Annotated in this window: 31 protein-coding genes and 1 CRISPR repeat array (1 of these 32 running past the window's edge); of the genes, 12 read left to right on the top strand and 19 right to left on the bottom strand. The window is 41.4% G+C overall.

All coding sequences use genetic code 11. The annotated features are described in order from the left end of the window. Positions 1-89: direct repeats of the CRISPR family, unit length 32 nt; unit sequence ATTTCAATCCACGCACTCATGTAGAGTGCGAC (it extends 273 nt beyond the left edge of the window). Between the two features lie 181 nt (positions 90-270). Both rsoA and SB660_RS12485 read right to left on the bottom strand, forming a co-directional pair. Beyond that, on the bottom strand, positions 271-492 hold the full coding sequence (rsoA, locus tag SB660_RS12490; RefSeq protein WP_073204404.1) for a sigma-O factor regulator RsoA: 222 nt from the start codon (positions 490-492) through the stop codon (positions 271-273). Next, on the bottom strand, positions 440-1,042 hold the full coding sequence (locus SB660_RS12485) for a sigma-70 family RNA polymerase sigma factor (RefSeq protein WP_047947015.1): 603 nt from the start codon (positions 1,040-1,042) through the stop codon (positions 440-442). Before SB660_RS12485 ends, rsoA begins: the two co-directional genes overlap by 53 nt. Before the next feature lie 166 nt (positions 1,043-1,208). Here SB660_RS12485 and SB660_RS12480 point away from each other — a divergent pair, with 166 nt between their 5' ends. The 3 genes from SB660_RS12480 (at position 1,209) to SB660_RS12470 (ending at position 3,122) form a co-directional block, all read left to right on the top strand. Then, complete coding sequence (locus SB660_RS12480) at positions 1,209-1,373, top strand: YvrJ family protein (RefSeq protein WP_003217819.1); 165 nt, start codon at positions 1,209-1,211, stop codon at positions 1,371-1,373. 94 nt (positions 1,374-1,467) lie between these two features. Further along, on the top strand, positions 1,468-2,631 hold the full coding sequence (locus SB660_RS12475; RefSeq protein WP_339165302.1) for an oxalate decarboxylase family bicupin: 1,164 nt from the start codon (positions 1,468-1,470) through the stop codon (positions 2,629-2,631). A 68-nt stretch (positions 2,632-2,699) separates the two neighbouring features. Beyond that, entirely contained in the window at positions 2,700-3,122 is a 423-nt protein-coding gene (locus SB660_RS12470; protein WP_180309352.1) for a regulatory YrvL family protein, read from the top strand. A 4-nt stretch (positions 3,123-3,126) separates the two neighbouring features. Here the strand turns inward: SB660_RS12470 and SB660_RS12465 are convergent, their stop codons facing one another. Beyond that, entirely contained in the window at positions 3,127-3,594 is a 468-nt protein-coding gene (locus SB660_RS12465; RefSeq protein WP_339165299.1) for a DinB family protein, read from the bottom strand. 207 nt (positions 3,595-3,801) lie between these two features. On the opposite strand from SB660_RS12465, the gene SB660_RS12460 reads away from it, so the two are divergent. Beyond that, positions 3,802-4,935: an FAD-dependent oxidoreductase gene (locus SB660_RS12460; protein ID WP_339165297.1), complete on the top strand. Its 1,134-nt coding sequence runs from the start codon at positions 3,802-3,804 to the stop codon at positions 4,933-4,935. 23 nt (positions 4,936-4,958) lie between these two features. On the opposite strand, the gene SB660_RS12455 is transcribed toward SB660_RS12460, so the two are convergent. From SB660_RS12455 to SB660_RS12445, 3 genes are all read right to left on the bottom strand, one after another. Next, entirely contained in the window at positions 4,959-7,553 is a 2,595-nt protein-coding gene (locus SB660_RS12455; RefSeq protein ID WP_410582789.1) for a YfhO family protein, read from the bottom strand. Positions 7,554-7,640: 87 nt separating this feature from the next. Continuing rightward, positions 7,641-8,624 (bottom strand): glycosyltransferase family 2 protein, encoded by a 984-nt coding sequence (locus SB660_RS12450; RefSeq protein ID WP_061407137.1) that lies wholly within the window; start codon positions 8,622-8,624, stop codon positions 7,641-7,643. A 289-nt stretch (positions 8,625-8,913) separates the two neighbouring features. Continuing rightward, positions 8,914-9,186, bottom strand: a complete 273-nt coding sequence (locus tag SB660_RS12445; RefSeq protein ID WP_003217809.1) for a YfhJ family protein — start codon at positions 9,184-9,186, stop codon at positions 8,914-8,916. A gap of 116 nt (positions 9,187-9,302) precedes the next feature. Between SB660_RS12445 and SB660_RS12440 the strand changes: the two genes are divergently transcribed. Together SB660_RS12440 and SB660_RS12435 are read left to right on the top strand one after the other, a co-directional pair. Continuing rightward, positions 9,303-9,452, top strand: a complete 150-nt coding sequence (locus tag SB660_RS12440) for a small, acid-soluble spore protein K (protein WP_003217849.1) — start codon at positions 9,303-9,305, stop codon at positions 9,450-9,452. Between the two features lie 25 nt (positions 9,453-9,477). After that, the gene (locus SB660_RS12435; protein ID WP_003217811.1) at positions 9,478-9,651 is read left to right on the top strand and encodes a YpzG family protein; all 174 of its coding nucleotides are present in this window, start codon (positions 9,478-9,480) and stop codon (positions 9,649-9,651) included. A gap of 22 nt (positions 9,652-9,673) precedes the next feature. On the opposite strand, the gene SB660_RS12430 is transcribed toward SB660_RS12435, so the two are convergent. Both SB660_RS12430 and recX read right to left on the bottom strand, forming a co-directional pair. Next, positions 9,674-9,988: a YfhH family protein gene (locus SB660_RS12430; RefSeq protein WP_410582786.1), complete on the bottom strand. Its 315-nt coding sequence runs from the start codon at positions 9,986-9,988 to the stop codon at positions 9,674-9,676. Between the two features lie 3 nt (positions 9,989-9,991). Next, positions 9,992-10,783 carry a recombination regulator RecX gene (gene recX, locus SB660_RS12425; protein WP_410582784.1) on the bottom strand — a complete coding sequence of 264 codons (792 nt, stop codon included), beginning with the start codon at positions 10,781-10,783 and terminating at the stop codon, positions 9,992-9,994. A gap of 94 nt (positions 10,784-10,877) precedes the next feature. Here recX and SB660_RS12420 point away from each other — a divergent pair, with 94 nt between their 5' ends. From SB660_RS12420 to SB660_RS12410, 3 genes are all read left to right on the top strand, one after another. After that, a complete protein-coding gene (locus SB660_RS12420) occupies positions 10,878-11,774 on the top strand; it encodes a TIGR01777 family oxidoreductase (protein ID WP_410582782.1) in 897 nt (298 codons plus the stop codon). 52 nt (positions 11,775-11,826) lie between these two features. Next, complete coding sequence (locus tag SB660_RS12415) at positions 11,827-11,937, top strand: YfhE family protein (protein ID WP_017358836.1); 111 nt, start codon at positions 11,827-11,829, stop codon at positions 11,935-11,937. A gap of 61 nt (positions 11,938-11,998) precedes the next feature. Next, on the top strand, positions 11,999-12,154 hold the full coding sequence (locus tag SB660_RS12410) for a YfhD family protein (RefSeq protein WP_012009317.1): 156 nt from the start codon (positions 11,999-12,001) through the stop codon (positions 12,152-12,154). Positions 12,155-12,189: 35 nt separating this feature from the next. Here SB660_RS12410 and SB660_RS12405 read toward each other — a convergent pair whose 3' ends face one another. After that, the gene (locus tag SB660_RS12405; RefSeq protein WP_339165293.1) at positions 12,190-12,777 is read right to left on the bottom strand and encodes a nitroreductase family protein; all 588 of its coding nucleotides are present in this window, start codon (positions 12,775-12,777) and stop codon (positions 12,190-12,192) included. Between the two features lie 272 nt (positions 12,778-13,049). On the opposite strand from SB660_RS12405, the gene SB660_RS12400 reads away from it, so the two are divergent. Continuing rightward, a complete protein-coding gene (locus SB660_RS12400) occupies positions 13,050-14,306 on the top strand; it encodes a transcriptional regulator (RefSeq protein WP_061407125.1) in 1,257 nt (418 codons plus the stop codon). 36 nt (positions 14,307-14,342) lie between these two features. On the opposite strand, the gene SB660_RS12395 is transcribed toward SB660_RS12400, so the two are convergent. The 3 genes from SB660_RS12395 to mprF all read right to left on the bottom strand — a co-directional run bounded on the left by SB660_RS12395 (position 14,343) and on the right by mprF (position 18,358). Then, the gene (locus SB660_RS12395; protein ID WP_058015767.1) at positions 14,343-14,810 is read right to left on the bottom strand and encodes a thiol-disulfide oxidoreductase DCC family protein; all 468 of its coding nucleotides are present in this window, start codon (positions 14,808-14,810) and stop codon (positions 14,343-14,345) included. Between the two features lie 337 nt (positions 14,811-15,147). Then, entirely contained in the window at positions 15,148-15,696 is a 549-nt protein-coding gene (locus SB660_RS12390; RefSeq protein ID WP_058015766.1) for a thioredoxin family protein, read from the bottom strand. 91 nt (positions 15,697-15,787) lie between these two features. Further along, on the bottom strand, positions 15,788-18,358 hold the full coding sequence (gene mprF / locus SB660_RS12385; protein WP_268497963.1) for a bifunctional lysylphosphatidylglycerol flippase/synthetase MprF: 2,571 nt from the start codon (positions 18,356-18,358) through the stop codon (positions 15,788-15,790). Between the two features lie 168 nt (positions 18,359-18,526). On the opposite strand from mprF, the gene SB660_RS12380 reads away from it, so the two are divergent. Then, on the top strand, positions 18,527-19,006 hold the full coding sequence (locus SB660_RS12380) for a MarR family transcriptional regulator (RefSeq protein WP_003217817.1): 480 nt from the start codon (positions 18,527-18,529) through the stop codon (positions 19,004-19,006). 22 nt (positions 19,007-19,028) lie between these two features. Here the strand turns inward: SB660_RS12380 and SB660_RS12375 are convergent, their stop codons facing one another. From SB660_RS12375 to SB660_RS12350, 6 genes are all read right to left on the bottom strand, one after another. Then, on the bottom strand, positions 19,029-19,310 hold the full coding sequence (locus tag SB660_RS12375; RefSeq protein ID WP_339165291.1) for a hypothetical protein: 282 nt from the start codon (positions 19,308-19,310) through the stop codon (positions 19,029-19,031). A 12-nt stretch (positions 19,311-19,322) separates the two neighbouring features. Next, complete coding sequence (locus SB660_RS12370; RefSeq protein WP_339165289.1) at positions 19,323-19,850, bottom strand: YfiT family bacillithiol transferase; 528 nt, start codon at positions 19,848-19,850, stop codon at positions 19,323-19,325. Further along, complete coding sequence (locus SB660_RS12365; RefSeq protein WP_339165287.1) at positions 19,847-20,872, bottom strand: zinc-binding alcohol dehydrogenase family protein; 1,026 nt, start codon at positions 20,870-20,872, stop codon at positions 19,847-19,849. The genes SB660_RS12370 and SB660_RS12365 overlap by 4 nt, the downstream gene beginning before the upstream one ends. 88 nt (positions 20,873-20,960) lie before the next feature. Further along, positions 20,961-21,464 (bottom strand): hypothetical protein, encoded by a 504-nt coding sequence (locus SB660_RS12360; RefSeq protein WP_339165285.1) that lies wholly within the window; start codon positions 21,462-21,464, stop codon positions 20,961-20,963. Between the two features lie 96 nt (positions 21,465-21,560). Continuing rightward, complete coding sequence (locus SB660_RS12355; protein ID WP_339165283.1) at positions 21,561-22,307, bottom strand: anti-sigma factor; 747 nt, start codon at positions 22,305-22,307, stop codon at positions 21,561-21,563. Further along, on the bottom strand, positions 22,304-22,870 hold the full coding sequence (locus tag SB660_RS12350) for an RNA polymerase sigma factor (protein ID WP_339165281.1): 567 nt from the start codon (positions 22,868-22,870) through the stop codon (positions 22,304-22,306). Before SB660_RS12350 ends, SB660_RS12355 begins: the two co-directional genes overlap by 4 nt. Before the next feature lie 356 nt (positions 22,871-23,226). On the opposite strand from SB660_RS12350, the gene SB660_RS12345 reads away from it, so the two are divergent. Continuing rightward, on the top strand, positions 23,227-23,553 hold the full coding sequence (locus SB660_RS12345) for a YnfA family protein (RefSeq protein ID WP_169057368.1): 327 nt from the start codon (positions 23,227-23,229) through the stop codon (positions 23,551-23,553). Positions 23,554-23,628: 75 nt separating this feature from the next. On the opposite strand, the gene SB660_RS12340 is transcribed toward SB660_RS12345, so the two are convergent. Beyond that, on the bottom strand, positions 23,629-25,344 hold the full coding sequence (locus tag SB660_RS12340) for an ABC transporter ATP-binding protein (protein WP_339165279.1): 1,716 nt from the start codon (positions 25,342-25,344) through the stop codon (positions 23,629-23,631). Positions 25,345-25,353 lie beyond the last annotated feature (9 nt).

The raw sequence follows: 25,353 nt of genomic DNA, 5'->3' as shown, positions 1-25,353 counted from the left end.
CACGCACTCATGTAGAGTGCGACACGTGGGGGGAAGTATACAAAAGCCCTTGCGTTAATTTCAATCCACGCACTCATGTAGAGTGCGACTGCGATTTCTGCCCTAATTGTAACATTTTTTAGGAAATGATAGGCAAAATCCACAACTTTCAATAAAGAATTTTGTTTTTCCCTTCATAAAATATACATTTTTTCTCAATTTTGTCGAATAAAAAGGTGCGAATACCCCGGGGATTTTATGTTCACCTCACATTCGCACCATCAGCTTCTCTTACAACTTCGTCATATATTCCACAATAAACTCCCAAAATCCAGGTCCTTCTTGGTAAATCAGCCGGTCTATTTTTTCGATGAGTTTGATATAAAGTTCTTGTTCGAGGTCTTCTCTTTCTTGATATGCCGTGTTTTGTAGTTTCTTTTTGATCATGGGTGTGAAGGTTTCAATGAGTTCTTCCATTTCTCCATTGGTCATTTTGTCTTCTTGCACGGACATCTCCCCCTGTTTCTTCTTTTAGTTTGTTGAGTGCTTTTTTGTGGATGTTTGAGATGTTTTGTCTCGTTTCGCCTAGCCGGTCGGCTATTTCTTTCATTGTTTGACCTTCAACATAAATATGGGTTAAAACCATTTTTTGTTTGTCTGTGAGCTGCTGGTAGGCCTTGTACAATCTTGGGTCTTGCAGGTGCTCCCCTAAGTCTTGCTGGTTAAAGAGCACAGCTTCATACGTATCTGTTTGAACAGGGTCTTTCACTTCTTGCGTATCAGGATGATCGAGTATGAGCGGAAAACGTTGCTGCTTTTTTTTCACTCGTTTGTCAAAGTCGACTGAAAAGATGCGGATCATTGTGGAAATATACTTGATGATGCGGATTTTTTGATAAAACTGCTTGAACTCGGAATCTAGTTTTTTCGCATTTTCTTCGTTTGGCTCTTCCATGACTTGCCGGAGCAGCTGCTGGTTTTTAGGATTGCTTAAAAACTGCTGAATGAGCGGGTGATCAACGATTTCCTTCCATTTTGCTTTCAATAACAGCCGATAATCCATGTGCATCCTCCCCTTTGTTCTCTCTACTTGCATTAAGTGGACAAAAGTTAAAAAAAGTAAACTTTGTGAAACGGGTCTAATGGTTCATTTTCTCCCCCTTTGATTTCCTATTTCTTCTTTCATACCACTTATAGAGAAGACGAGCATCCGCTGGGAGGTGAGACAAATGGAGACCTTTTTTTCGGAGGAATGGCTGAAGCAGCTCGGTCAGGCTGGCTTTCCTGCCATTTTGACGGTTTATTTGCTGACACGTTTTGAACGAAAGTTTGATGAATTAAGCAAGCTCATCCAACGATTGGTCGCTGTTCAAAAAAATGATGAATCAGATTGACATCTTCTTGATTCGTTTCACCTTATGAAAACGAGGGCGGAATGAAAGGCCTTTTGTCACCTCACACAATACGATGTTGAAAGGGGATTTTATCATGAGTGAAAAGCAAAATGGTGTACCACAGCCGATTCGAGGAGAAAAAGGAGCAACGGTCAAAATTCCACGTAATCTCGAGCGAGACAGACAAAACCCAGATATGCTCACGCCACCAGAAACCGATCATGGAACGGTTCCCAACATGAAATATTCTTTTTCTGATACGCACAACCGTTTAGAAAAAGGCGGCTATGCCCGCGAGGTAACAGTGCGTGAACTGCCAATCTCTAAAAGTCTTGCCTCTGTGAACATGCGGCTAAAACCTGGTGCGATTCGCGAGCTGCACTGGCATAAGGAAGCGGAGTGGGCGTATATGATTTATGGGGAAGCCCGAATTACATCGGTTGATGCAGAGGGGCGGAATTTTACAGAGGATGTGACTGAGGGAGATTTATGGTACTTCCCTTCAGGCTTGCCGCACTCTATTCAAGCACTTGAACCGGGAGCTGAATTCTTGCTAGTGTTTGATGATGGTTCCTTCTCTGAAAATAGTACGTTCCAAGTGACTGATTGGCTTGCCCATACCCCAGAGGAAGTCGTTCTCCAAAACTTTGGAATGACAAAAGAACAATTTAACAAGCTGCCAGAGAAAGAGAAGTATATTTTCCAAAAAGGAATTCCTGGTTCCCTTGAATGTGACAAGGTGCAAACAGAGCAAGGAGAAGTCCCGAACTCCTTTAAATATGAGCTGTTAAAGCAAGAGCCGATTACGTCAAGCGGCGGACAAGTGTGGATTGCGGATTCTACCAATTTCAAAGCTTCTAAAACGATTGCCTCTGCTCTTGTGAAAGTTGATCCAGGTGCCATCCGTGAGCTGCACTGGCATCCAAATACGGATGAATGGCAATATTTCATTTCTGGAAAAGCTCGAATGACGGTATTTGCTTCTGATGGACATGCGAGAACCTTCAACTATCAGGCGGGAGACGTTGGCTATGTGCCATTTGCTATGGGGCATTATGTAGAAAATACAGGCGACGAACCGCTCTATTTCTTAGAAATCTTTAAGAGCGATCATTATGCAGACATTTCACTCAATCAGTGGCTTGCGGTCACACCGAAACAGCTTGTTTTGGATCATTTAGATCAAGGCGAAGAATTCTTGAAACTGCTTGATACTGAAAAACATCCTGTTATCGCTGCACCTAAAAAAGAGGATTAATTCCAACCTTCCTGCAAAAAGGCTGTCCTTTTTGCAGGTATCTTCATGTAAAGGAGTGTTGTTTACCCATGCAACAATCTGTTCACGCTTTATGGCAAGGGCTGAAATGGCTCATGGCGGCGTCGGCTGTCTGTTACATATTTTTGTTGTTTTGTGTGCTGTTCTTTCATTTGACGGGTGCTTTTTATCATTCGATTTTATCGCTGCTTCTGTTTATGGGCATCTATGTTGTACTTGGGATCTCTTTTGAACATCTGGAACACGTGCTCATGCGGTTTGTTCGTAAGTGTCGGTCCAAAAAACGATCCATCGTTTTCTATGCCGTTTTATTTCACCTTTTGTTTATTTGGGGTGCTGTCTACTTATCAGATGAATTGGTTGACGGCATTTTGCTGACTACTTCTGAAGAAATTCTCTTTGCGCTAAGTCTTTGGCTATTTCATTTTTTGTTTGATTATGCGACGTTTTCGTTTGATAAGGAAGCTTCGTGAGGCGCTATCGTCTTTTTGTGGAGAGCGCTTGTTTGACCTGCTCCATATGATGGAGATCATGCTTAATCAAACCTTGAAAATAACTTGATAACGTCAGCTCGATTTGACCGATCAGAAAGGGTGTAGTCCAGCGAGATACTTCGATTTTCTTCATTTCTTGAAGCAATATTGTTCTAACAGCAATAAATCGCCCGATCGTCTCGCTTCTCTCTTCCTTTCTTGCTCTTTCGGCTGACTGCCGGTTCATTTCATGCACATCAGGTGCCTGAGGTAACGCTTTATTGTTCCAAAATTCCTTTAGGCGATCGTGTAAAATAAATTCATCCCATGGAACGAAATGTGCGATGATCTCAGCAATGCTCCACTTTCCATCAGCGATGGTGCTACGCCATTCTTCTTCTGTTACTTCCGTTAGTGACTGTACCCATTCAAGGGTGTGTTCATAGTGTTTTATCACGGTGTCTTTGTTCATGTTTTGTTATCCCCTTCATGTTTTTAAAAGAAGTTGATCAGAAATTGGATAGTTTCATTCTTGCTAAATCATTTATAACATATTATCATATACTTTAATTACCAAATGAAAAGGGGGGAATTGTGATACGCTGTCCTATATGAAAAAGCTTATTTTTTTGCACAAAAATAAACCGACCGGTCTGTTTATAAAAAGGGAGGGAAAATGATGAAATCTCAAAATGTGATCATTATTGGCAGTGGTGTAGCAGGATTGGCTACTGCTTTATTTTTAAAAAAGGCTGGAATGGAAAGTACGATTTATGAAAGCAGGTCAGATGAAGAATTAGAAACAGGAGCAGGTTTTTTACTCTCTCCGAATGGGGTAAAGATTTTGGCTGGAATCGGGTGTAAAAATGAAGTGATAGCAAATGCAACAGTGATAAAGAAGATCCAGCAAATAAACAGTGAAAATGAAGTAGAAGCGACCTTTCACAATTATAGTGAAAAATATTATGATGCTCCTTTACTGAACGTCATGAGAGACCAAATCATCCAATCACTTTTAAAAGAAGTTCACCGCCAAGGAATAGAAGTGAAATACAACAAAAAGTTAATCTCAATCAAACAGCAGCCTCATTCCGTTCAGGTTCTTTTTGAAGATGAAACTGAGATAACAGGTGATATCGTAATAGGAGCAGATGGAACTTTTTCTAAAACAAGAGAGGCTATTGCGTTTAATGCTAAATTAGACTATAGCGGTTTTTGGGGACTACAAGGAGTATCGTTTGTGAAGAATTTTGTATTGGATGAGGCAACAAGTTATTTTTACAATGACGGAAACTTTCAATTCATTTTTGGAAAAGCGCATCCAACAAATAAAATGAATATTTTGTGGCAAGCTTTCTCTCAGTGTCCTGAGAAGTTACCTACAAAACATTTTGAGAAAGCCAATAAAGAAACCATCCGACAGTTATTATATAAACAAATGGAACATTGGAACATTCCTAAACACCTTTCTGACATCATCGATCATACAAACATGTTCTTTCCAAGAAGTATCTATGAAATAAAGGATTTTCCTGTGTGGTCAAAAGGACGTGTTGTTCTTGTAGGTGATGCGGTACATACGGCGAACCCTTTTGTTGGTCAAGGAGCATCGTATAGTCTAGAAGATGCCATGCTCATAGCAAAGATGCTAAGGGATCATGATTATCGAGATGCGTTCTATTATTATGAAAAGGATCGAAGAAAGAGGACAGAAGAATTGAATGCGCTATTTCAGCACATGAGTATTCAAAACGATATTGATAAAAAAATGAACGAATACACGATTGAATGGGATGAAGAAACTTACGTATGAGATGAAAGATAAAAAAACACCACTTATGATGAAAAGTGGTGTTTCTTGTGTTTTCTCCGTGCATAGAGGATCGCACCAATCAAACTGACGAGTGAAATCAATGCGAGAATTCTGATATAAGGCGGATAGTAGGTTAGCACAATCTCGTTTTCGCCTTTTTCTATTGGAAAACCGATAAAGGCGTAATTGGCTTGTTCAATATCGGTTTGATGGCCGTTCACCGTGAGCTCCCAGCCTTTTTCATATGGTACTGGCAGAACCATATAATTATCGCCGCGCTTGTTATCATATGAAATCGTAAAGCGGTTATTTTTAAGCTTTACTTGCTGGTTGCCATTATCTTGTTTTTCTTTTTTATATGCTTTCTCTAGGACGCGGTAAGGCTCTTGATACAGCTTCAGTTGATTGAGTTCGTATGTCCCTTTTGGTACTCGAATGGAGAGGATCTTTTCCGCAGGGACCCGAATCGTCACTTCATTGACACCTGTTTTGTAGATGGATGTATTGCTTTTTCGAGATGTAACATAGTCGTCAATGGATAACTGAAACCCTTCATTGCGGTCTGTCCGCTTCACATAAAAACTCACATACACATCCCCCACGCGAGCGATATCATCTGGAAGGGTGATATTCAGCCCGCCCGTTTTCCCGTATACATCAAGCACGCCATTTTCGTATACCGCTTGTTCAGTATGAATGTTTGTATCCTTTATTCGATCAGGCGATTGGTCGATTTCAGCATTTCCTTTTTTGTTTAAGATCACACCTTGCAACATCGCATGTTCTTTATCAAGTGCTGACGCATGCTCTAGTGACTTTTCTGAATAGACGGTACTCGTTGTTCTTGCAAATGGGAGCGGGCGTGTATTTTCATACACTTCATAATGTTCGCTTTCCAATATTGGCTTAAAATAAACCGGCGGTGAGAAAGACACCCTTTTGTCTCTCATATAATACTTCCCGTAGGTCAGACTGTATAAATTCGCCCTGTCCCCCATTGTTGCATAACGGCTGACACTTTCCCTCCCCATATCAATTTGCAGGTCATTCCAGTAGAAATGGAGCAAATGCTGATTCAATATACTTGAATACGCACTCATGCCTTGAAAGCCTTCAAATAACGGGGTGTTGTTGCGCACGCCGTTCATCCAATCAATCCGGGCAAGCGGATCTTTTGAAGAGCGGCTTTGAATCTGCTGAATGAGCTTCATTTGTTCATGTCCAGCATATGCCTCACTATTCAGATACGTATCTGATACGCTCTTAATATTGCTTCTTTCAGATAAGTATCCCTGCTGATACACGCCTGCTGTCAGTAAGCTGATGGCAATAAGCACAGCTGAAAAGAGACGAAGGTGCTGACGTTTTTCCGCATGCATCCATAGGATGAACAAGCTGATCACAAGCAGTCCTATACCTGTAAACACAACGACATCCATGTTTCCCTTTGCTCGTTCTGAAAAGACGACAGCGAGAAGGAACACGATCCAAGCGCCTAAGACCGCACGCTTTTTCCACTTCCACTCGATTTGTGAGAAATGCTTGATCGTGATGGCAACGACCGCTCCAACTGTAAAGGCAAGAATGTATTCAAATCTGTATTGCGGTGCTGAAAAACCATTAAACACGCTCGCCATCTTTGGACTGTAGTGAAAAACAATGAGCAGAACGCTGATCGATGTAAAAATGAAAAACCACCTGTTCCGGTAAAGCGGAACGAGGAACATACAAATGAGAAAAATCACAGGTAATAAATACACCCTGCTCGTAAACAGCAGATGATCATGCAGCTCGAACCAAGGAATGGTCTGTTCATACGGCGGTCTTATATTGTTAAGAAAGCCATAAACAGACGGGATAAAAAAGGCAGCACTGATCCCAAAGGATAACAGCGTAGAGATCGCAAGTGTCCAAAACACTTTCCACCCGTGCTCCTCACTTCGCAGTTTGATCATATATCTGAAGATAAGATAGATCGCTAAAAAGATAAAGTGAATATAAGCAAAGTAAAAGTTGTTGATCAGCATCAGACTGCAACTCGCAATAAACCAAGCGGGCTTACCCGTTTTGAATATCCGCTCAACCCCAAGCACAAGCAGCGGAAGCCACATCATGCTGTCGGTGAAAAATTCCCAAAACGTTTGATGCCGGAAATATACAATAGATAATCCATAGATTGCTGCACCTGTCAGTGCACCCAATCTATTTTGAACCATTGAAAGAAGCACACGGTAAGCGATGAAAAGAATAAGCGTCAGCTTGATCACGCTCAGCCAAATGACGGCATTTGCCCAAAAATGGATGTCTGTTGACTGTATGAGATGGAGCGCATTCATCAGCCAGACGACAGCGACTGTCACCATAAAGACCGTCGACGTTGTGAAATAATACCCTAATTGCGTGTATGTACCGCCGCCTAGACCGAATTGATAGGAATAAAAGAAATTCCCTTTGACGTATTCGTCGTAAAGCAGCTTTTTAAATGGGAGCATTTGCGAAATGCCATCCCCATCTCCTGTCATGTACCGGCCTTGCGTATATTCATATAAGAAAAAGGAGTGGCCTAATAATGCGAGAATGAGGCACATTCCAATGATTATCCATCTACGTTTCATCATCTAAATCCTTTCCACAAAAGATCCATTGTTCTTTGAAACAAAACAACCCAGCAAGCGATTCGTGCTTGCCGGTTATTTGACTCCACGTTATTTAAATAACTGCGTTAACACTCGGTCTTGTTCCTTAGAGCTTGTCTCTTGCTGCATGACATTTGATTCTTGGATCAAATAATGCGGCCTCTTTTTCGTTTCATAATAAATGCGGCCAATATATTCACCAATCACACCTAGACTCAAAAGCTGGACACCTCCGAGGAAAAGCACAGCCGATATTAAAGTGAAATAACCAGGTACTATCACGCCCGTTTTGACGATTTGAATAAAGGTGGCCACGATGTAAATCAAAGAGAGGAATAAGATCAGTATGCCAGTATAAAAACAAATACGCAGCGGGCGGTTGTTAAAGGAAATAACGCCATCTATGCCATAGTTAAACAACTTCTTTAATGACCATTTTGTATCACCATGCTGTCTTTCTACATTTTCATAATAGATGACCTTTTCTTCAAACCCAATCCAGCAAAAAAGCCCTTTAGAAAAACGATTTCCTTCTTTCAGCTGAAGCAATGCATCGATTGCTTGGCGCGAAATTAAGCGGAAATCTCCGACGCCATCACGCAAGTCCACTTCGACTACCTTGTTCATCACTTTATAGTACATGGATGATAAGTAAGAGCGAAGCTTGCTGTCTCCTTTACGGTTCCGTTTGGCAATGACTTGATGGTAGCCTTCTTCATATCCTCTGACGAAGTCCTGAATCAAATACGTTGGGTGCTGCAAGTCCGCGTCCATGATGATCGCAGCTACTCCATTCGCATATTCAAGTCCTGCCAGAATAGCGGCTTCCTTCCCAAAGTTACGTGAGAAGGAAATGTATTTGACCTTTGCACTTTTGCGAGAGAGCTCTCTCATATATTGAAGTGTATTGTCTTTGCTTCCATCATTCACAAAAATGATTTCAAAGTCATAATGAAAATCGCGAAACTCTTCCTCGAGTGCCTCAAAGATTCGTCTGATGTTTTCACCTTCATTGTAAGAAGGAATTATAACAGAGAGCAATTCTCGTTCCATATCGCACCTTCTCTTCACTTTTTTCACATAGTCTGATATGTTCATTATTCCTTTTTTATCAGGAAACGAAACCCTTTTTTATTATCCATAAATTACATGTTTCTTTAATCGTTCCATTATATCAAAGTTTTATTTCCAGTGATTTTCAGCAAGATGAATTTAATGTAATTTTAAGTTTAACCATTGTAAAAAGCCTGTAATTTCGATCACAGACTGGGTATTGTATCATAAAATTGTTTACTCATTTATATATTTTCCTATTTATTGAAAAAGATGAGGGGCACTTCTTTTAATGAAGCAGCCCTTTATTCTGCTCTTGTAGATGCTCGTTTGCCTTCGATTGTTTATTTTGGAATAAATGCAGCTGCGCACCGTAGCTCTCAATCCACTCTTGGACAATCCGTTCAGTTGTTTCCTGTCCTTTATACTTGTGGCCAGCCTTTGCATAGGTCGTTTCAAAATCACTCCAAAGCAGCTCTACCCATGTACGTGCTTCGTCATATGTCAGCATATTGTTTTTTTCCATCAGTTGTTCTGTTAATCGCTCAAAGTATTGTTCCATGTCGGTTCCTCCTTCATCTAGCAGAAAGTGCCTTTTTAAAAAAACCTCTTTTTTCATATACTACCCTTACGTCTTCAAAAGACGCAAATGATTTGTATTGTTTGGAGGGAATCGATATGCGTAATAAAGCAAAAGGCTTTCCAAATCAAGTGAATCACAAATTTGAAGGCGAGCCAGGCGCCACAGATGCTTATGCGTCTAAAAGGCCAAATGGTGAGACGAATACACGTCCACAGGAACGAATGAGGGCATCAGGGAAACGCTAATTTTTCCAAAGGGAGTGCTTGAGATATGAGTTCAAATGGGAAATCGTATATGGAAGACTTTGTTCAATTAAGGACAACCGCTTACCCTCAACCATGGGCGAATGCAAAGCATTCTGCCTCTCAGGTCAACGGAGAAACGCAGCAAACGCAGCACGACATCGTACTTCAGAACAACGTCCGTAAACAACGTTCGAAGTAAAGAAAAGGACTGATCTCTCGGATCAGTCCTTTTTCGTAAGCATTGAAATTGGCAGTGCATCTTCTTTATTTGGGGCTGATACTCTGTATCCCCACGCAAATACACCATTTAAATATTCCACGTAAAACTCTTCATCTGTATCTTTAATTTGATAAGTCGTTTTCGTTTGAATCAAGGCTGCATCTACTAAGTAGGCTTTGGCCATATCGATTTTCCGTTCTAAGACGGCATATTCATTCACAATGCCAAGCTGCTCAGCCTTACGTGCTTTTTCAGAAAGAGAAGCTATCTCCTGCTTCAATTCGTATTCCGTCATCTCACTATAACGTTTGTCCATCTGTCATTCCCCTTTGTCTAAAACTTGATCAATTGTGTCGAGATCAAAGCCTTTTCTGAATAAAAATTGCTTCACCTTCATCCTCTTTTCAAATGATCCGTCGTATCCTACCTTGCGTTTTGCCTTCTCCATCATATAAAGGAGCGCTTCTTCTTCCTTTTCCTCTTCTTGTCCATCATAGGCTTCTTGAAGGGCTTTATCAATGACCTCAAACGAAAACCCTTTTCGCTGCAGCTGCAGCTTGATGCGCTGCTCGATCTCTTTTGCGGAACGATTTTTTTCTTTTCTCACAAGCTTCTGAACCTGCTTCACAGCTTCCTCCAGCTGTAAGTCATCAGGATATTGCGATAGTGCTTGTTCAATGTTGTCATCATCTATCCCTTTGAGCTTTAGCTCTTTTTTCAGGACAGACGGCCCTTTGCTGTTCGTTTTACGGTGGGTGCTGACATAGGCTTCCGCAAATTCAAGATCATTTACATACTTGTAATGCTTTAATTTGTGTATAATTTCACTAATGGCAGGTGCCGGGATTTCTTTTTTCGTCAAGTAATCGGTGACTTCTTTCACCGATCTCATTCGGTAGGATAAATAATCGACGGCCTGCTGAAATCCTTTTTTCACAGCATCACCGAATTGAATGTCGATGATATCGGCTTCGTCCAGCTCTTTTCCCTTTTTCAAATCGTGCTGGACGAGCACATCTAGATCCACGCTAAACGCGTACTTTTCATCAAGAAAGATGTTTACCCGCTCTGTATTGTTTTTTTGAGCGGAGATTTTTGTAATATAGGGCATCCTGTGATCACTCCTTTTTTCAAACAGTCAGGATGTTTCTTCTGATTCAAAATCGTGAAAGATATAGGTATGTATATGAGAGGAGAGATGTCAATTGAATATCGCCATCACCGGAGGAACCGGTTTTATCGGCCAGCACGTCACGAAAGTGCTCGCTGCTGAAGGACATCATCTATATATTTTAACAAGAAATCCAAAGGAATCCGAACAAAATCATTTACACTATGTGCAGTGGCTGACAGAAGGTGCTGCGCCTGAGCATGAATTGCCTGCGATTGATGTCTGGATTAACCTTGCTGGAAAATCCATTTTCACCCGCTGGACAGACAAGGCAAAAGAAGGCATCCTCTCTAGCCGTATTCAATCCACACAAGAAGTAAGGCGCATTATAGAAGCGCAGGAATCGAAACCATCCGTGCTCATTCAAGCAAGTGCTGTCGGAATTTATGGCACGTCTCAAACAGGAGATTTTACAGAGGAATCACCTCCTGCGGATACTGATTTCTTAAGTCATACATCTAAGCGTTGGGAAGCTGAGGGACAAAAGATTGAAGCACTCGGCATTCGTACCGTCTACACACGCTTCGGCGTCGTGTTAGGAGAAAAAGGTACCTTGCCACTGATGACACTGCCATATAAACTATTTGCCGGCGGAACGATTGGCTCCGGCTCGCAATGGGTTTCATGGGTTCATGTCGAAGATGTAGCACATCTCATTGCTTATGCCATGCACAATGACGACATCTCAGGTCCACTCAATGTCACATCACCGAATCCTGTTCAAATGAAACAGCTTGGACAAACGATAGCATCTGCCCTTCACCGCCCTCACTGGCTGAAGGTCCCATCCTTTGTCATTCGAACGGCACTTGGCGAAATGTCATTACTTGTTTTAGAAGGTCAGCGTGCGCTGCCGAAGAAGGCATTGCTTTCTTCTTATGACTTTTTGCATCCTGAATTAAAAGAAGCGATTTTGCATTCAAAGGAATAATTTTTGTCAAAAACACCCATCCTATGAAAAATGAGATGAGGGGGCGATTTTGATGAAGAAAAAAGAACACCAGCCAACTTCAAAGCTGAAGAAAACCCAGGAAGTCCTGTATCAGCAGGAATTCAAAAAAGCGGAAAGAGCAGCAGAAAAAAGAAACAAATAAGATGGATATTCCACTCCAACAAGCACATAACTAAAGTGATCTTGTAAAGGAGGGAAAGGTTTTGAAAAAAGACCAACACCAAAAAACCAATCACGAACTTGCAGCACAAGAGTCGGATGGCGAATATGTTGAATTTTCCAAAGAACTTGCAGATCCGAATGACGTAAAAGCAATGGCACGTATGAAAGCAGCCGACCAGCGCGCCAAAAAACAATAAGTAAAAAGCAGACCCTTTAGCGGTCTGCTTTTCTTTTATTTGATTTCAGTAAGAAGACTTGATGCTTTCTGACGTGATTTTTCCTCAGGCACCTCTTCTGGATAACCAATATGAAGGATGGCAGCAAACCGCTCGTTTTCCTTTAGACCCATGTCCTGTTGAAAGCCTTTGTTGTATAAGATGCGGCCGCTCTTCCAGACCATACCGATTCCTTGATCCCAAGCAAGCAGCTGGAAGTTTTGAATGAGTGCGCTCACAGCGGCAAAATCATCATTTCTCACTACTGGGTTTTCGTCTTCCTTTAACACTACAAGTAAAAGGGCTGGAACTTTTGAAAAGTAATCTCTATATTGATTGATCTTTTCTTCCTTTGCATCTGGATTGTTGCGTTTGAAGAACGCAACGAAGCGATCAACAAATGTCGCTTTCGCTTCCTCCGTCACTGCATATAGAAAGCGCCACGGCTCCGTAATTTTATGATTCGGTGCATAGACCGCATCCTCTAATAACGGCTGAAGCTGCTCAATGGTCACAGGCGTTTCTTTGAATTTCCGAATGGATCGTCTATATCTGACAGCGTCTCGTACCGTTAACGCTTCTGTTTGTTGTTTGATTTCTGGCATATGTGTCATCCTTTCAATCAATCTTAATTGAAATTGATTCTCATTCACATTATAAACATCATTTCGAGCAGTTGCAAATGATGTTTCCCCTCCCGTCTGCTAAAAAGTTGTTTGAGTTTTTCAAGTAATGTTACAATCATATTACGTTTTAAACAAATTTTGAGAAAAAAGCCAAGATGATGAAATGATTTCAGGTATTCCCATTTTGTCTGATTCGGTTCTATTGTCAAAAGGCTTTCAACCCATGATTGGAAGGGAGGCTTCTGGATGGAATGAAAATCAATATCGGGCAAATCATTAAGCTCTACCGGTATAAACAAAATATGACCCAATCTGAATTGGCAGAAGGAATTTGTTCTGTCTCTCATTTAAGTAAAATCGAAAATGGCTCAAAAGAGGCCAATCAAGATACGATCAATTTACTGCTTGAACGACTCGGCATCAGTCAAGAAACGCTGTCACAAAAGGCTCGTCACCTGCTGTCACTCTTGGATGAGTTTCAAATGAATATGTATTTCTATGCACTCGATCAAGCGGAACAAAATGCAGAAATGATCATTCAGCACGAGGAACAGTTCTTTTCGCTGGATTTAGGCATTCAGTATCATTTGTCCTTATTTCAATTTTATTTATTATCGGACAAGCAGCCGCTTGCCTTAAAAACACACCGCGTACTGAAAAAGTTTGAAAAAACCTTTATTGAAACGGAAAAAGAAATATTTGAATATCTAGATGGCATTCATCTCATTAAAAATGGTCAGCTTGAAGAAGGCATAAAGAAACTGGAAAGCTGCTTTTCTTATGCGTCTGTTGAACAAAGTGACCTGTATTATCACTATGCAAAAGCACTTGGAAACATGGGACATCTTGGTGATGCGCTTGAAGCAACCCACCAAGCGATGGATTTATATAGACAAAAAAACAATTTCAAACGGATCATTCACTGCACACTCATTCATGGCGTGATCTCACTGGAACTAAAAGCCTTTCAAACAGCGAAGAAATATTTAAAAGAAGTGATTTTGCACACATCCCTTTATCCTGATGCCTATATTAAAATGACCGCATATTTTTATTATGGGGTACTTTTAAAACGGGAGGGTGATTTCTCTTCAGCTGTGCCTTATTTACTAGATTCACTCAATTACTTTAATCAAGAACAGATAGAAGACCGTTACTGTGAAACTCTGTATGAAATCGCGACATTATATGCTGAATACGACCGCAAAAAGGCACTTCCCTACATACATGAGCTGTTAAAACAGCCTCGTATTCAGCCAAACTGTTTATATATGATCAAAATCTATAAATTGATGATTGAGGAAAACCCTCTTGATTTGAAAACCTATTTAATCGAAGCAGCCCTTCCTTACTTTAAACACAATGAGCTGCACAGTGAGTACTTGTTTGCTCTAAGAACCTTGCTTTCCTATGCGGCTTCTGAGCTTGACGAACGTACCTATATGTCCTACACGAAAACGCTGCTTCATCATCTTGCATCATATGTCCCCTATTACAAAAAAGCATGACCTTCTGCCGATCGAAGGTCATGCTTTTCCTATTCATTAAATGGTCTTCTGTTGATCTGTATCAGGACGGGTGACTTGTTTGACTGAATGAACATACCGCTTTCTCGCAAAGTAATCGTACGCATGCTGCCCAAAGCCTAACCAAATGCTGAGCACGATGAATGGGATCGTTCCCCATAATGCAGGGATATTGCAAGCAATTTTCAGCAATGTATAGATCCCCGAATTTTTTTGGTTTTTGGCTAAGGAAATTGACACGATCCGCTTTTCTGCCTTTTCTTCACTTATTTTGTTCAGTTTGAGCAGCTGCGAGTGTCGAAAGGATTCAAAATGAATACGGTTCTTCCAATCGAGAGCTTTCAACAAGTCTATCGCTTTTGCACATGAAGGACTTTGCCCGTCATAAAACACAAGCAGCCTAAGTGATTTGATGGAACGCTGTTCTCTTTTTTTCGATTCAGCGAGCTTCTTTTTTTCCTGATCGAGATAAATGATTTTTTTCATAGATTGATCGCCAGCCCTTTTCCGTCATTTGTTTTTTTAGTTCGTTCAAAGGAGATTACAACTAGATTACTATAGTTGCTGGGCCTCTTGTATTGGGAAAAAGCAAACCAACGTGCGTTATATGAGCCTTTAGATAAGGGCAAAATTGAGGTTTTCATGGCACATATGAGGTTTTTCAACTAAAAATGGTTGGGAAAATCGTGATGCGTTGCGGTTTTCTGCGGTTTTTTGTAGAATTCTGCGGTTTTTCTACATCTTTATGCGGTGTTTTGTAGGTGAAACGCAAAAACAAGATAAAAAAAGACTACTTCCCTTTGCGGCGAAGTAGTCTTTTGGTTTATATTTTTTCCAAAACTTCTACTATTTCTTTCTCAATATCTTTCCATAAGTAACGATCTGTCGTATAGTGATGTGCGGCTTCTTTCGCAAATACTTGAAAAGCTTCCTCAAAATCAGGAGCATCCTTGTCTGGTTTTTTCTCATCAACAAAGCGTTGTGCTTCTGTTGAGCGTGGTCCCCATTTTCCTACTTCATTCCCGTCTTGATCAATGATCACGATAATCGGAATCGATCTTGCGGTTCCGTTCGTTAAATACTGATCCATCAGGTCTAGATGCTCGTCCCGAATGAAATAGCGCGCTTCAATGAGTGCTTCACTTGCAATACGCATGAAAATTGGTACATTGACCATCGCATCTCCGCACCAATCCGCTGTGATGACAAGCGCTCTGAGCTTTTTCTTTTGCAGCTTTTGAAGCAGCTCTTTTTCTTTTTGATGAATTGCGTACTGGTTGTACACCGTGAGTAGATTTTCTCGGTTTTTCTCCATGTTGTGTACATATGTACGTTCAGTTAATCCCTTTGCAAACCATTCATTTAATGTCATATTTACATCCCCCTTACTCTTCAACTTTACCACTTTTGCTATTCTTTTGTCTAAAAAAACCTTCACCTAGTGAAAGGTAAAGGTTTTTGATCTATGGACGCCGGTTGCGATTTGGGTCCATCCCTATCAGCTTGGTGACAAGCACCATTGTGACAGGTAAAGATGTATTCTTTTTATACGCTAAATATTTTCCGCGCCATTCAGGTTTATATTTCTGTTTAAACGAGCGTAATCCACTGAAGCTGTACATAAATCTGACGTTGTTGAAAATAACACTCGCCAAACGCTCCGTGAGAAAGGACTGATGAAATGTTCCTACATTTGATAAAGGCGCCATTCCCATGTTAAAGGATTTGTAGCCTTTTTCTTTCGCCCATTGAAAAAGGTGGATAAACAGCGCATCCATCATCCCGTTCGGTGCATCATGCATATGACGCATAAGGTCGATCGATATCTCCCCTTCTTGATACATCGGCATTAATGACACAAATGAAATGATCTCCCCATGTTCATCCTTCAGTATCGCAATTGGTGCTTTTTGAAGATAATCTTCTTGAAAATAGCCGAGCGAAAACCCTTTTTCTTTTTTCTTTCCAAGCCAGCTATCAGAAATCTGTTTTAAGGTTGAGATCAGCTCATCTGAAAAAGGAGGTTCCAGCATGTCAAACGTATAGCCTTCTCGTTCAAACTTATTGGCCACAGCCCGTAAATTTGATTTTTTCTTACCGGAGAGAGAGAACGTTTCTAAATCAACCATGGCTTCTTCTCCAAGCTTAAAGAAATGAAAGCCTAAGTCATGGTAGAGCGCCATTCCTTCCCGTTCTACTTGATAAAAAGCGACGCGATAGCCTGCTTTTTCTGTCTGCTGTAAAAACTCTTCAAGCACAAGTGGATAGGATGCTTTACGTCCAGAGGGATCTCCGAGCACAATGACGCAGCGGCCAATACGTCCAAATTGAAGCATTGCCTCTCCATCACTTGAGAAAAATAATTTTTTATCGCCTAAAAAGCCAAGATGACTAAGGGCATTGCCGCCCTTTTCTTCTAAAAATGTTTTTAGTTTTTCTTCATCTGCTTTTTCTCCAATCGGAAATGCTTTCTTATTAAAAATCAATTTACTAATGAAGAAGAAAAGCGGTACACCGATGAGCGCAATCATGCTTGTCATCGTGATATGCCGTTCATTATGCACGAGGTAATCCTTACTCAAGAAATGCCCGATTTTGGTCCAAATAAAGTTGCCGATGACGTTATAGTTAAACAGCACGAGTAAATAACCAGCGGCAGCTGCTACAAACTGATACAACGAATAAGGAGCCTGCTGCTTCACAAATTGATTTCGAAGAGAGAAAAAGACAGCCATGATGACTGGCAATATAAAGATGAGACTCAGGTTAAACCCTTTTAACAAAGTAAACACAAAGCCGCCTGCTAGGGCGATCATCGTTAGCACGTACGATCTTTTCGTTCGTTTGTACACTTCAATGGACAAAACCATCAGGATAATGCCGAACATTAAAGAAAGACCATTAAATCCTGATAACAAAAAGCGTGGAATGCTTGTAATTACACCTAATCGATCGACAGGAAGGACAACAGACGCCATAATGAGCAAGCCGCTTCCAAAGGTTAAAATTGATAATGATCCGTACAGTAAACGGATTAATAAAGCACGGTGCAGCACAATTAAGACGTTCGTTGTTTCTACGGCTGGTGCCATTCTGGGATTGCCTTCAAGACGTCTAAGCGTCGTTCCCGTTAAATCATAAGCAGCTAGACAAAGCCCAAGGATAAACGGGAAGATCGAGTACACGAAGCGGTACAAAACGAGCGCCGTCAGCACCATCTCTTTATCAAACCCAATGTACTGCATACTCAATAAAAAGATGAGGTCAAACGAACCAAAACCGCCCGGAACCATACTGATTAAACCGCCAATTGACGCAATCGCAAATACACCTAATACAATCCGGACATCGACATTCATCCCCATAGAGACGACAGCCATGTACATGACAAGACCAGCTGCGAGCCATTCTAAAAACGATGCACCAATATAAGCGTAAATCGGATGCTTCAGTCCGCTTTCACCGCTCTCAATTGAGCTTTTTCGTACGGACGCCATAATGATGTAAATAGGCACAATACAAGCAAAGATGATCACAAAAGCCCACAGCCACGGCTCTTGGCTGATAATACTTTCAACAGGAAGCACCCTCACCAAGATCAGATCGCTGAAAATAGATAAGCCCAAAAGGACCGAGGAAGTCAAAAGGGCAATGCCTTTGAGCAGTTTTTTCGTATCGGTTATGTACTCCTTATATAGAAGTGTTCTAAGCCCTGCTCCTGATAGACCGCCGAACCCAAGGACACTGTTAAAGGAGTTCGCAATCCAAGAAATGCGAATCGTTTTCCAGCCGCTGATGGGCATATTCAGGCTTTTTCGTAAAATAAAATCATATAAGGACATCGATAACACTGCAACAAGTCCAAGAAAGACAAGAATAAACAAGTCCATTCGATTCAAGCTGTCAATGATATAGAACGTTTTTTTAATGGAAAGGCCGCTCAGTTCCTTCTTGGCGACAAATATTAAGACAAGGATAATCACGATCGGAAAAAGCATTTTTAAGATCGTCATACCCGTTTTTTTGTTCCACATGTTTTTCCCAACTTTCTAAGTTGCTTCATTTATTTCGACTGAACATTATTATACAACAAATACCACTTGATTCATGCAGTTTAACATTCAAAAGCTTGACGAACCTTTCAATTAGAAGTAAAAATCAGTAATATAGAGAAAAGAGCCGCTTAAAGGAAGTGAACAAGCGTGGAATACAATATTCATGACACCACAGTATTAAAAGAAGAGATTCTATCTCCAGAGGAAAAAAAGACATGGGTGCTTTATATGAAAGTACTCACAGCTGCAGGTCTTGGAGATGTGTCAGAATGGATGAAGCTCGATATGAGTATGCCTCAAATGAAGGTACTCATGCTGCTCAATAACCATGGCTCTCTCAAGGTATCCGAAATCGCTGAAAAAATGGGCGCTTCTTTGTCCAATATGACAGGTCTGCTTGATCGGTTAGAACAGTCTCATTTTGTTGAACGAAAGCACTCTGAGCGTGACCGGAGAATCATTGTCGTCGAACTAACTGAGGAAGCGAAAAATATTTTCAGAAGCATTTATCAAAAAGGACACGAAAAAATCAAAAACTCCCTGCAACGGCTCAATGACGAGGAAAAAGAAAAAGTCAACGAAGGGCTGGCTATTTTAGAAAAAGCACTGCGTCCTGAACGCGGCTAAACATGAAAAGGAAAAAAGACGGTCACTTGAGATCCGTCTTTTTTAGTTCTTCTACTTGTTTATCTGAGAGGATGAAGGTTTTTTGAAGAACGACTCTGTCATCCCATAAAAGATAGGCTAAACCGATGATGAGAAATAGAATGCTGATCCACGTACCGCCAGGGAGCAGCTGTTCAAGTTCCTCAATCGTTCTTTCTGAGCCTAAGCTGTTACTATAGCGTATCTCAAAAAGAACATATTTCGCTAAATAAAACAATGCCGCCATACAGATAAACATGGCGCCGACAATTCTTCTACCAGACATGCGTTTACTCCTTTAATTCCACTGATTTCTTTTGATTAATTCCGTGATATGGGCAAGATGATGCTTTGAGTGCCAGACGTACATACCTGTTGCATCATATAAGGACACCGTTTGTTGATCGGCTGGGTGATAATAAGAAGCGTTGAAGTCTTCCTCTGACATTCCCCGCAGTAAAGTGCCCCACCTGCGATGCAGACTACTGATTAAGGGCAGTGATAGGCTGATGGACGCTTTGCTGTCTGGAAGCTCGGCGAATCCCGCCTGATCATATGGACGTATGTGCGGTGTTTCTTCTGTGAGCGCAAGCTTGAATCGTAAGTATGCATTCAGATGACTGTCTGCTACATGATGAATAAGCTGACGGACGGTCCATCCTCCAGGCCGATAAGGTGTATCCAGCTGAGCATCTGTCAATTGATTGGTGACCGTTTCATATTCTTGGGGAATCTCAGCCAACCGATCTATCCATGACTCTAGCTGTTCCTTTGTTTTATTTTCAACTGGTTCATATAAGCCAATCGGATATTGTAATGACGTCATACCCTCTCCCCTTTCTCAAATCCTTCAAGTACAAATTTGCCAATCATCTTTCCTTGTTCAAGGGTTTGATGTGCCTGCTTCAAGTTAGCAGCATTGATCGGACTGAGAACCTTTGTTAAGGTATGCGTTATTTTTCCCTGCTCAAATAACTCACCCGCCTCTGTCAAAAGCTCATGCTGTTTGATCATGTCCGCTGTTTCATACATAGGGCGTGTGAACATGAATTCCCATACAAATGCCGCACTTTTATTTTTGAGTAATTGAATGTCTAGGTTGTGCTGATTCTCGACAATGGTACAGATCGTGCCTTGCGGTTTTATGGCTTCTGCCATGCCTTTGAAATGTCCGTCTGTATCATTTAGGCATAAAATGAAATCCACTTCGCCTATTTCTTTTTCCTGAAGCTGCTCAAGAAGCGGCTCATGATGATCAATGATATGATCAGCACCTAATGACAGACACCACTCTTTTGTTTCAGGTCTCGATGCAGTAGCAATCACAGTGGCATTTGCTAATTTGGCTAGTTGTATGGCAATAGAACCTACTCCGCCTGCACCGCCGATGATGAGCAGTGTTGCCCCTTCTGCATTTCGTTTCATATGCATCCGGTCAAATAACGCTTCATATGCCGTAATCGTCGTCAGAGGCATCGCGGCTGCTTCTGCAAAGGAGAGATTGACAGGCTTTTTTGCCACAATCCGTTCATCCACAAGCTGATACTCACTATTTGAGCCTTGACGCGTGATATCTCCCGCATAGTATACGTGATCACCTGGCTGAAATAATGTACATGCTTCGCCAACTTCAACAACTGTACCGCTTGCATCATAGCCAAGAATTTTCAGTTTTTCTTCCTTCTGATCCTTCGGTGATCTCACCTTCGTATCAACTGGATTCACTGACACAGCCTCTACCTTCACCAGTATATCCCTGCCCGTTGCTTTAGGCTTTTCTACTTCCTGGTCCATCAAGCTTTTCTCATGCTCGATCGGTAAGTACTCCAATAATCCAACAGCTTTCACTCGCTTGCACTCCCTTTCTCTATGCTTCTTTTCCACATTTTATCATAATTTTCTGATGTTTATAGGTAATCAAACGAGTGAATGCACATTAAGAACTCTTCAAAGCCTTTCTCTCCCTTGCTATATAAGAAGGGCGTGTCTTTTGCAATGAAGGAACATAGGAAAACCAGCTTTTGGATTTAAAGAATAGCTGAACGTAATAAAACTGGATGTGCTGAAGGGAAAAGAGCATGAATAGAAAAATAGCTAGTAAAAGAGTTAGGTGATCAGCTGCTCCATGCATCCATTCCGTGATAAAGAAAACAACAAAACCGATCATGATCAACTGTTCCAGCCTTTGCATGAGCTGGGTCAAGACATGTCCTCGTTTCGATAGATCACCAGACTGGCGCTTCCTGATCTTTCTCGATTTATAAAACCAAATGGTACATTCTACTAAGTTATGAGTCATAAAAAGAGCGATGAGGGCGATCAATAAAGGTGATGGGGTATAAAGGACTTGTGCAACGTATGGAAACACTAAAAAATAACATGCAATACATGCGTGTCTCACTGATAAGAGAAATAGTTCTTTTTCTATGTATGGTTTCATCTGTGTCACCTCCATATGTACTACGTCTGCTCTGCCATAAAGTTCCCTCTGCCTATCAAAAAAGGATGCCAAAAAGGCATCCTTCCTGAATCATATTTAAAATGCAGCGCTTAGTACGACAGGTCCTTGCGGCAGCTTGTTATCCTTTTTTGGTTCAAGGGTGACTGCCACGGTATCCCATGATTCGCTTGCTTCTTTTTCAGATAACGCATAGGTGACGGTTCCTTCTCCTTTGTTATCTGTTTTAAAGGCACCAGCTGGTACCGGCTGATCTCCTTTAATGAGCCACACTTGATAAACAGCAGATGAATCAAGCTGACCCTTTAATCCGTCTGCACTCACAACCAGCTCTTTTTTGCCGTTATGCTCAATCACTGAAAAAGCACCCGTTGTTTTTGGTGATGCGGCTGATGCCAGTGATTTTGTCGCAACAACTCTGACAGGTTCTTCCGCCTGTTCTTTTCCATTCGATAAGAAATACACGTTTCCAGCTGCTGAAATGAGAAGCAGTGCGGCAACGAGCGGCAATAGCCACTGGTTTCGTTTCTTTTGCAGTGGTTTCATCTCGTTTGGTTCACATGCTGCCTTGAGGTCTTTTCTATGGCTATTCTTTTCTTCGACTGTCTCTTCTTCAAACACCTGGGATAAAATACGGTCTTTCATCCCTGCCGGAGGTGTTTGGTCACCTGCTAGAAATGGAATGTCAGACATGAGCGATGTCAATTCTTCAAGCTCTTCTTTGCAAGCTGAGCAGTGCTTGAGATGCTCTTCAAATTGTGCTTTTTCATCTCCTTGGATATGCCCGTTGAAATAATCAATCACTTGATGTTTACACTGAGTCATGCCTCTTCCTCCTTTCCTCCGCGAGACAGTCTCGTCCGTAAGTGCTTCAATGACAATCGAACCCTTCCCTTCACTGTTCCAATGGGGATGCCTAGCTTTTCAGCAATGCTTTTTTGTGTCATTCCTTTAAAATAGACATCTTCTATGATGGTTTGCTGTTCTTTTGACAATGTAGATACTGCTTCACGTATGATTTGTTTTTCCTCGTTCCATTCGACTTCCTCTGACACATCTTCTTGATGATCGGCTAAATATTCAATATGCTCATCTTCTAGTGCCGTTTCGTTCCGGTGCTTTCTTAGAAGATCAATGGCCGTGTTGCGTGACATCATGAATAACCACGAGGAGAATTTCCCTTTATCCGTATGGTATTCTCCTATACCGCGCCAGAGCTTGATAAAGACTTCTTGAAGCACTTCCTCCGCAAGCTCACGGCTTCCAGTCATTTTATAAATAAACGAATATAACACACGTTCATAACGATCATACAGCACTTCAAGCGAAGGCTTGTGACGATCAAATTTGATCTTGTGATACAGCTCAGAATCTTTCAGTGTATCCATGGTCATCTCCTTCCTTTTTCATGAGAAAGAGCATGCTGCATTCATCATGAAATCCTTCACGTATTGCTTATCACTCGATTTGCTGAAATAAGCCTACTTTGTACTTTACTCTTTTTTCAAGGAGAAAAAAAGAGCGCCGAAAAAGGAAATGTGCTCCTCATGAGAATGTACTTACTGTACGAAAAGCAAGGCCATTTGGATCACTTATATCTAAAAAGTCAAGAATCCATGTGTTTCCATTCTCTGTTCAGTTGATTTTAGCAGACTCTCATGTCCCTCACAATGGAAATGAAGTAGAACGCATTTTTTCAACATGTCATAATAGAAGGTAACGAAATGAATTGGAGTGTTCTTACATGATCTTGACGATCGTTCTTTTTTTATTAGCAGGAATAGCAGAAATTGGCGGCGGCTATCTTGTGTGGCTTTGGCTGCGTGAAGCAAAACCTATCAGCTTCGGGATCGCCGGCAGCCTCATTCTCGTCGCTTACGGGGTCATCCCTACCTTCCAGCAGTTCCCGACTTTCGGACGGGTTTATGCGGCTTATGGCGGTGTATTTGTGGTTCTTGCTGTGTTTTGGGGCTGGTGGGTCGATCGAAAAACGCCTGATCTCTATGACTGGATGGGTGCTTTGATCTGTTTAGCCGGGGTCAGTGTGATGTTATTTGCGCCTCGCAGTTAATTGTCTCATGTCTACAAAACAAAAAGGGCTAAAATAAGGTTATTTTAGCCCTTTGTCTTCTTTTTAGCGTAAAGTTTACATTCTAAATTGTGTTTCGTATAACCGGCGGTACAGACCGTTCATTTTGAGTAACTCTTCATGCTTTCCTTGCTCTTTCACGCCTTCATTTGTGAGAACGATAATGCGGTCAGCATGCTGTATTGTCGCTAAACGATGCGCAATAATAAAGGTCGTTCGTCCCTGAGCCAGCTCTTCTAGTGATGCTTGGATAAAAGACTCTGTCTCGGTATCAAGCGAAGAGGTCGCCTCATCTAAAATGAAAATCGGCGGATTTTTTAAGAAAATACGTGCTATGGAGATACGCTGCTTTTGTCCGCCAGATAACATCATCCCGCGCTCACCAATGATCGTATCAAGCCCTTTTGGCAAACTATTGACTAAATCCATCAGCTGAGCCTTCTCTACTGCCTGCCAAATTTCCTCTTCCGATGCATCCAGTTTTCCGTATAGGATGTTTTCACGTATCGTTCCATGAAATAAATAAATCTCTTGCTGCACGACACCAATTTGAGAACGCAGCGATGCAAGTGTCATCTTTCTCGTTTCTATGCCATCAATTGTAATGCTCCCCTCCTGCCATTCATAAAAACGGGGAATCAGACTGCAAAGGGTCGATTTCCCAGCACCAGATGGGCCGACAATGGCAATTTTCTCTCCTTGTTTGACCTCTAGATTGATGTCATGCAGCACGGGTTTGTTTGATTCATATTGAAAAGAAACGTGGTCAAAAATGATATTCCCTTTTAACTGCTGGACTTCGATTGCATCCTCATCATCCTTTTCATCTGGTGTTTGATCGATGAGTGATGCGAATCGTTTAAAGCCGGCTGCACCTTTTGGATACATTTCAATGACTGCATTAATTTGTTGAATTGGTCCTAAGAAAATACCTGTTAATAGGACGAATGAAACAAATTCGCCATACGTCATATTTTTTTGCAATACAAACCATGCACCACACACGAGGCCAAATACCGTGACGCTTTTAATGAGGAAATGACTCACTGCTGTATGAACTGCCATCATTTGATACGTTGTCAGTTTTGTTTTTCTAAACTCCTCGTTATGTTCGATAAAACGATCCATTTCATGTGACTCATTTCCGAATGCTTTCACCACACGAATGCCGCTAATATTGTTTTCCACTCGTGAATGGAATTGTCCAATGCTTGAAAACATTTTATCAAAAGCAGCAGACATTTTTTTCGTAAAGTAGACGGATAATCCGATCAAGAATGGAACGACAATAAATGTAAGAACCGCAAGCTGCCAGTTAATCGATAGCATGAGGCCAAACGCGCCCGTTAATGTCATAATGGCAATAAATAAATCCTCTGGGCCGTGATGTGCCATCTCTCCAATATCCATTAAGTCATTGGTCATACGAGAAACGAGCTTGCCTGTTTTCTTTTGGTCAAAGAAGCGGAAGGACATTCTCTGTACATGAGAGAATAGCTGGTTCCTCATATCAGTCTCAATATTGATGCCCAGCTTATGGCCAAAATAGGTCACAACGTAATGCATGGTGGAGCTGATAACGTATAAAACAAGCAGCAAACTGCCCCAGAACCAAATGGCTTCCCAATTACCATTTGGCAGTAAATCGTCCATCACTTTACTGATGGCTAGTGGAAAGGATAGTTCGAGTAAGGCCGCCAGTACCGCACAGGAAAAATCTAATATAAATAGTCCCATATAGGGTTTGTAGTATGAAAAAAAGCGTTTAAACAATTGACAGAC

Source organism: Bacillus sp. SIMBA_005 (assembly GCF_046535585.1).
In the GTDB taxonomy this organism is placed as follows: Bacteria; Bacillota; Bacilli; order Bacillales; family Bacillaceae; genus Bacillus; species Bacillus pumilus.
Note: the sequence above shows the minus strand (reverse complement) of the source record. Positions and strands in the feature narration are given on the sequence as shown.

Excerpts from the sequence above, each read along its gene's own strand:
- rsoA (WP_073204404.1), bottom strand. The coding sequence starts at position 492 with ATGTCCGTGCAAGAAGACAAAATGACCAATGGAGAAATGGAAGAACTC.
- SB660_RS12485 (WP_047947015.1), bottom strand. The coding sequence starts at position 1,042 with ATGGATTATCGGCTGTTATTGAAAGCAAAATGGAAGGAAATCGTTGAT.
- SB660_RS12480 (WP_003217819.1), top strand. The coding sequence starts at position 1,209 with ATGGAGACCTTTTTTTCGGAGGAATGGCTGAAGCAGCTCGGTCAGGCT.
- SB660_RS12475 (WP_339165302.1), top strand. The coding sequence starts at position 1,468 with ATGAGTGAAAAGCAAAATGGTGTACCACAGCCGATTCGAGGAGAAAAA.
- SB660_RS12470 (WP_180309352.1), top strand. The coding sequence starts at position 2,700 with ATGCAACAATCTGTTCACGCTTTATGGCAAGGGCTGAAATGGCTCATG.
- SB660_RS12465 (WP_339165299.1), bottom strand. The coding sequence starts at position 3,594 with ATGAACAAAGACACCGTGATAAAACACTATGAACACACCCTTGAATGG.
- SB660_RS12460 (WP_339165297.1), top strand. The coding sequence starts at position 3,802 with ATGAAATCTCAAAATGTGATCATTATTGGCAGTGGTGTAGCAGGATTG.
- SB660_RS12455 (WP_410582789.1), bottom strand. The coding sequence starts at position 7,553 with ATGATGAAACGTAGATGGATAATCATTGGAATGTGCCTCATTCTCGCA.
- SB660_RS12450 (WP_061407137.1), bottom strand. The coding sequence starts at position 8,624 with ATGGAACGAGAATTGCTCTCTGTTATAATTCCTTCTTACAATGAAGGT.
- SB660_RS12445 (WP_003217809.1), bottom strand. The coding sequence starts at position 9,186 with ATGGAACAATACTTTGAGCGATTAACAGAACAACTGATGGAAAAAAAC.
- SB660_RS12440 (WP_003217849.1), top strand. The coding sequence starts at position 9,303 with ATGCGTAATAAAGCAAAAGGCTTTCCAAATCAAGTGAATCACAAATTT.
- SB660_RS12435 (WP_003217811.1), top strand. The coding sequence starts at position 9,478 with ATGAGTTCAAATGGGAAATCGTATATGGAAGACTTTGTTCAATTAAGG.
- SB660_RS12430 (WP_410582786.1), bottom strand. The coding sequence starts at position 9,988 with ATGGACAAACGTTATAGTGAGATGACGGAATACGAATTGAAGCAGGAG.
- recX (WP_410582784.1), bottom strand. The coding sequence starts at position 10,783 with ATGCCCTATATTACAAAAATCTCCGCTCAAAAAAACAATACAGAGCGG.
- SB660_RS12415 (WP_017358836.1), top strand. The coding sequence starts at position 11,827 with ATGAAGAAAAAAGAACACCAGCCAACTTCAAAGCTGAAGAAAACCCAG.
- SB660_RS12405 (WP_339165293.1), bottom strand. The coding sequence starts at position 12,777 with ATGCCAGAAATCAAACAACAAACAGAAGCGTTAACGGTACGAGACGCT.
- SB660_RS12400 (WP_061407125.1), top strand. The coding sequence starts at position 13,050 with ATGAAAATCAATATCGGGCAAATCATTAAGCTCTACCGGTATAAACAA.
- SB660_RS12395 (WP_058015767.1), bottom strand. The coding sequence starts at position 14,810 with ATGAAAAAAATCATTTATCTCGATCAGGAAAAAAAGAAGCTCGCTGAA.
- SB660_RS12390 (WP_058015766.1), bottom strand. The coding sequence starts at position 15,696 with ATGACATTAAATGAATGGTTTGCAAAGGGATTAACTGAACGTACATAT.
- mprF (WP_268497963.1), bottom strand. The coding sequence starts at position 18,358 with ATGTGGAACAAAAAAACGGGTATGACGATCTTAAAAATGCTTTTTCCG.
- SB660_RS12375 (WP_339165291.1), bottom strand. The coding sequence starts at position 19,310 with ATGTCTGGTAGAAGAATTGTCGGCGCCATGTTTATCTGTATGGCGGCA.
- SB660_RS12370 (WP_339165289.1), bottom strand. The coding sequence starts at position 19,850 with ATGACGTCATTACAATATCCGATTGGCTTATATGAACCAGTTGAAAAT.
- SB660_RS12360 (WP_339165285.1), bottom strand. The coding sequence starts at position 21,464 with ATGAAACCATACATAGAAAAAGAACTATTTCTCTTATCAGTGAGACAC.
- SB660_RS12355 (WP_339165283.1), bottom strand. The coding sequence starts at position 22,307 with ATGACTCAGTGTAAACATCAAGTGATTGATTATTTCAACGGGCATATC.
- SB660_RS12350 (WP_339165281.1), bottom strand. The coding sequence starts at position 22,870 with ATGGATACACTGAAAGATTCTGAGCTGTATCACAAGATCAAATTTGAT.
- SB660_RS12345 (WP_169057368.1), top strand. The coding sequence starts at position 23,227 with ATGATCTTGACGATCGTTCTTTTTTTATTAGCAGGAATAGCAGAAATT.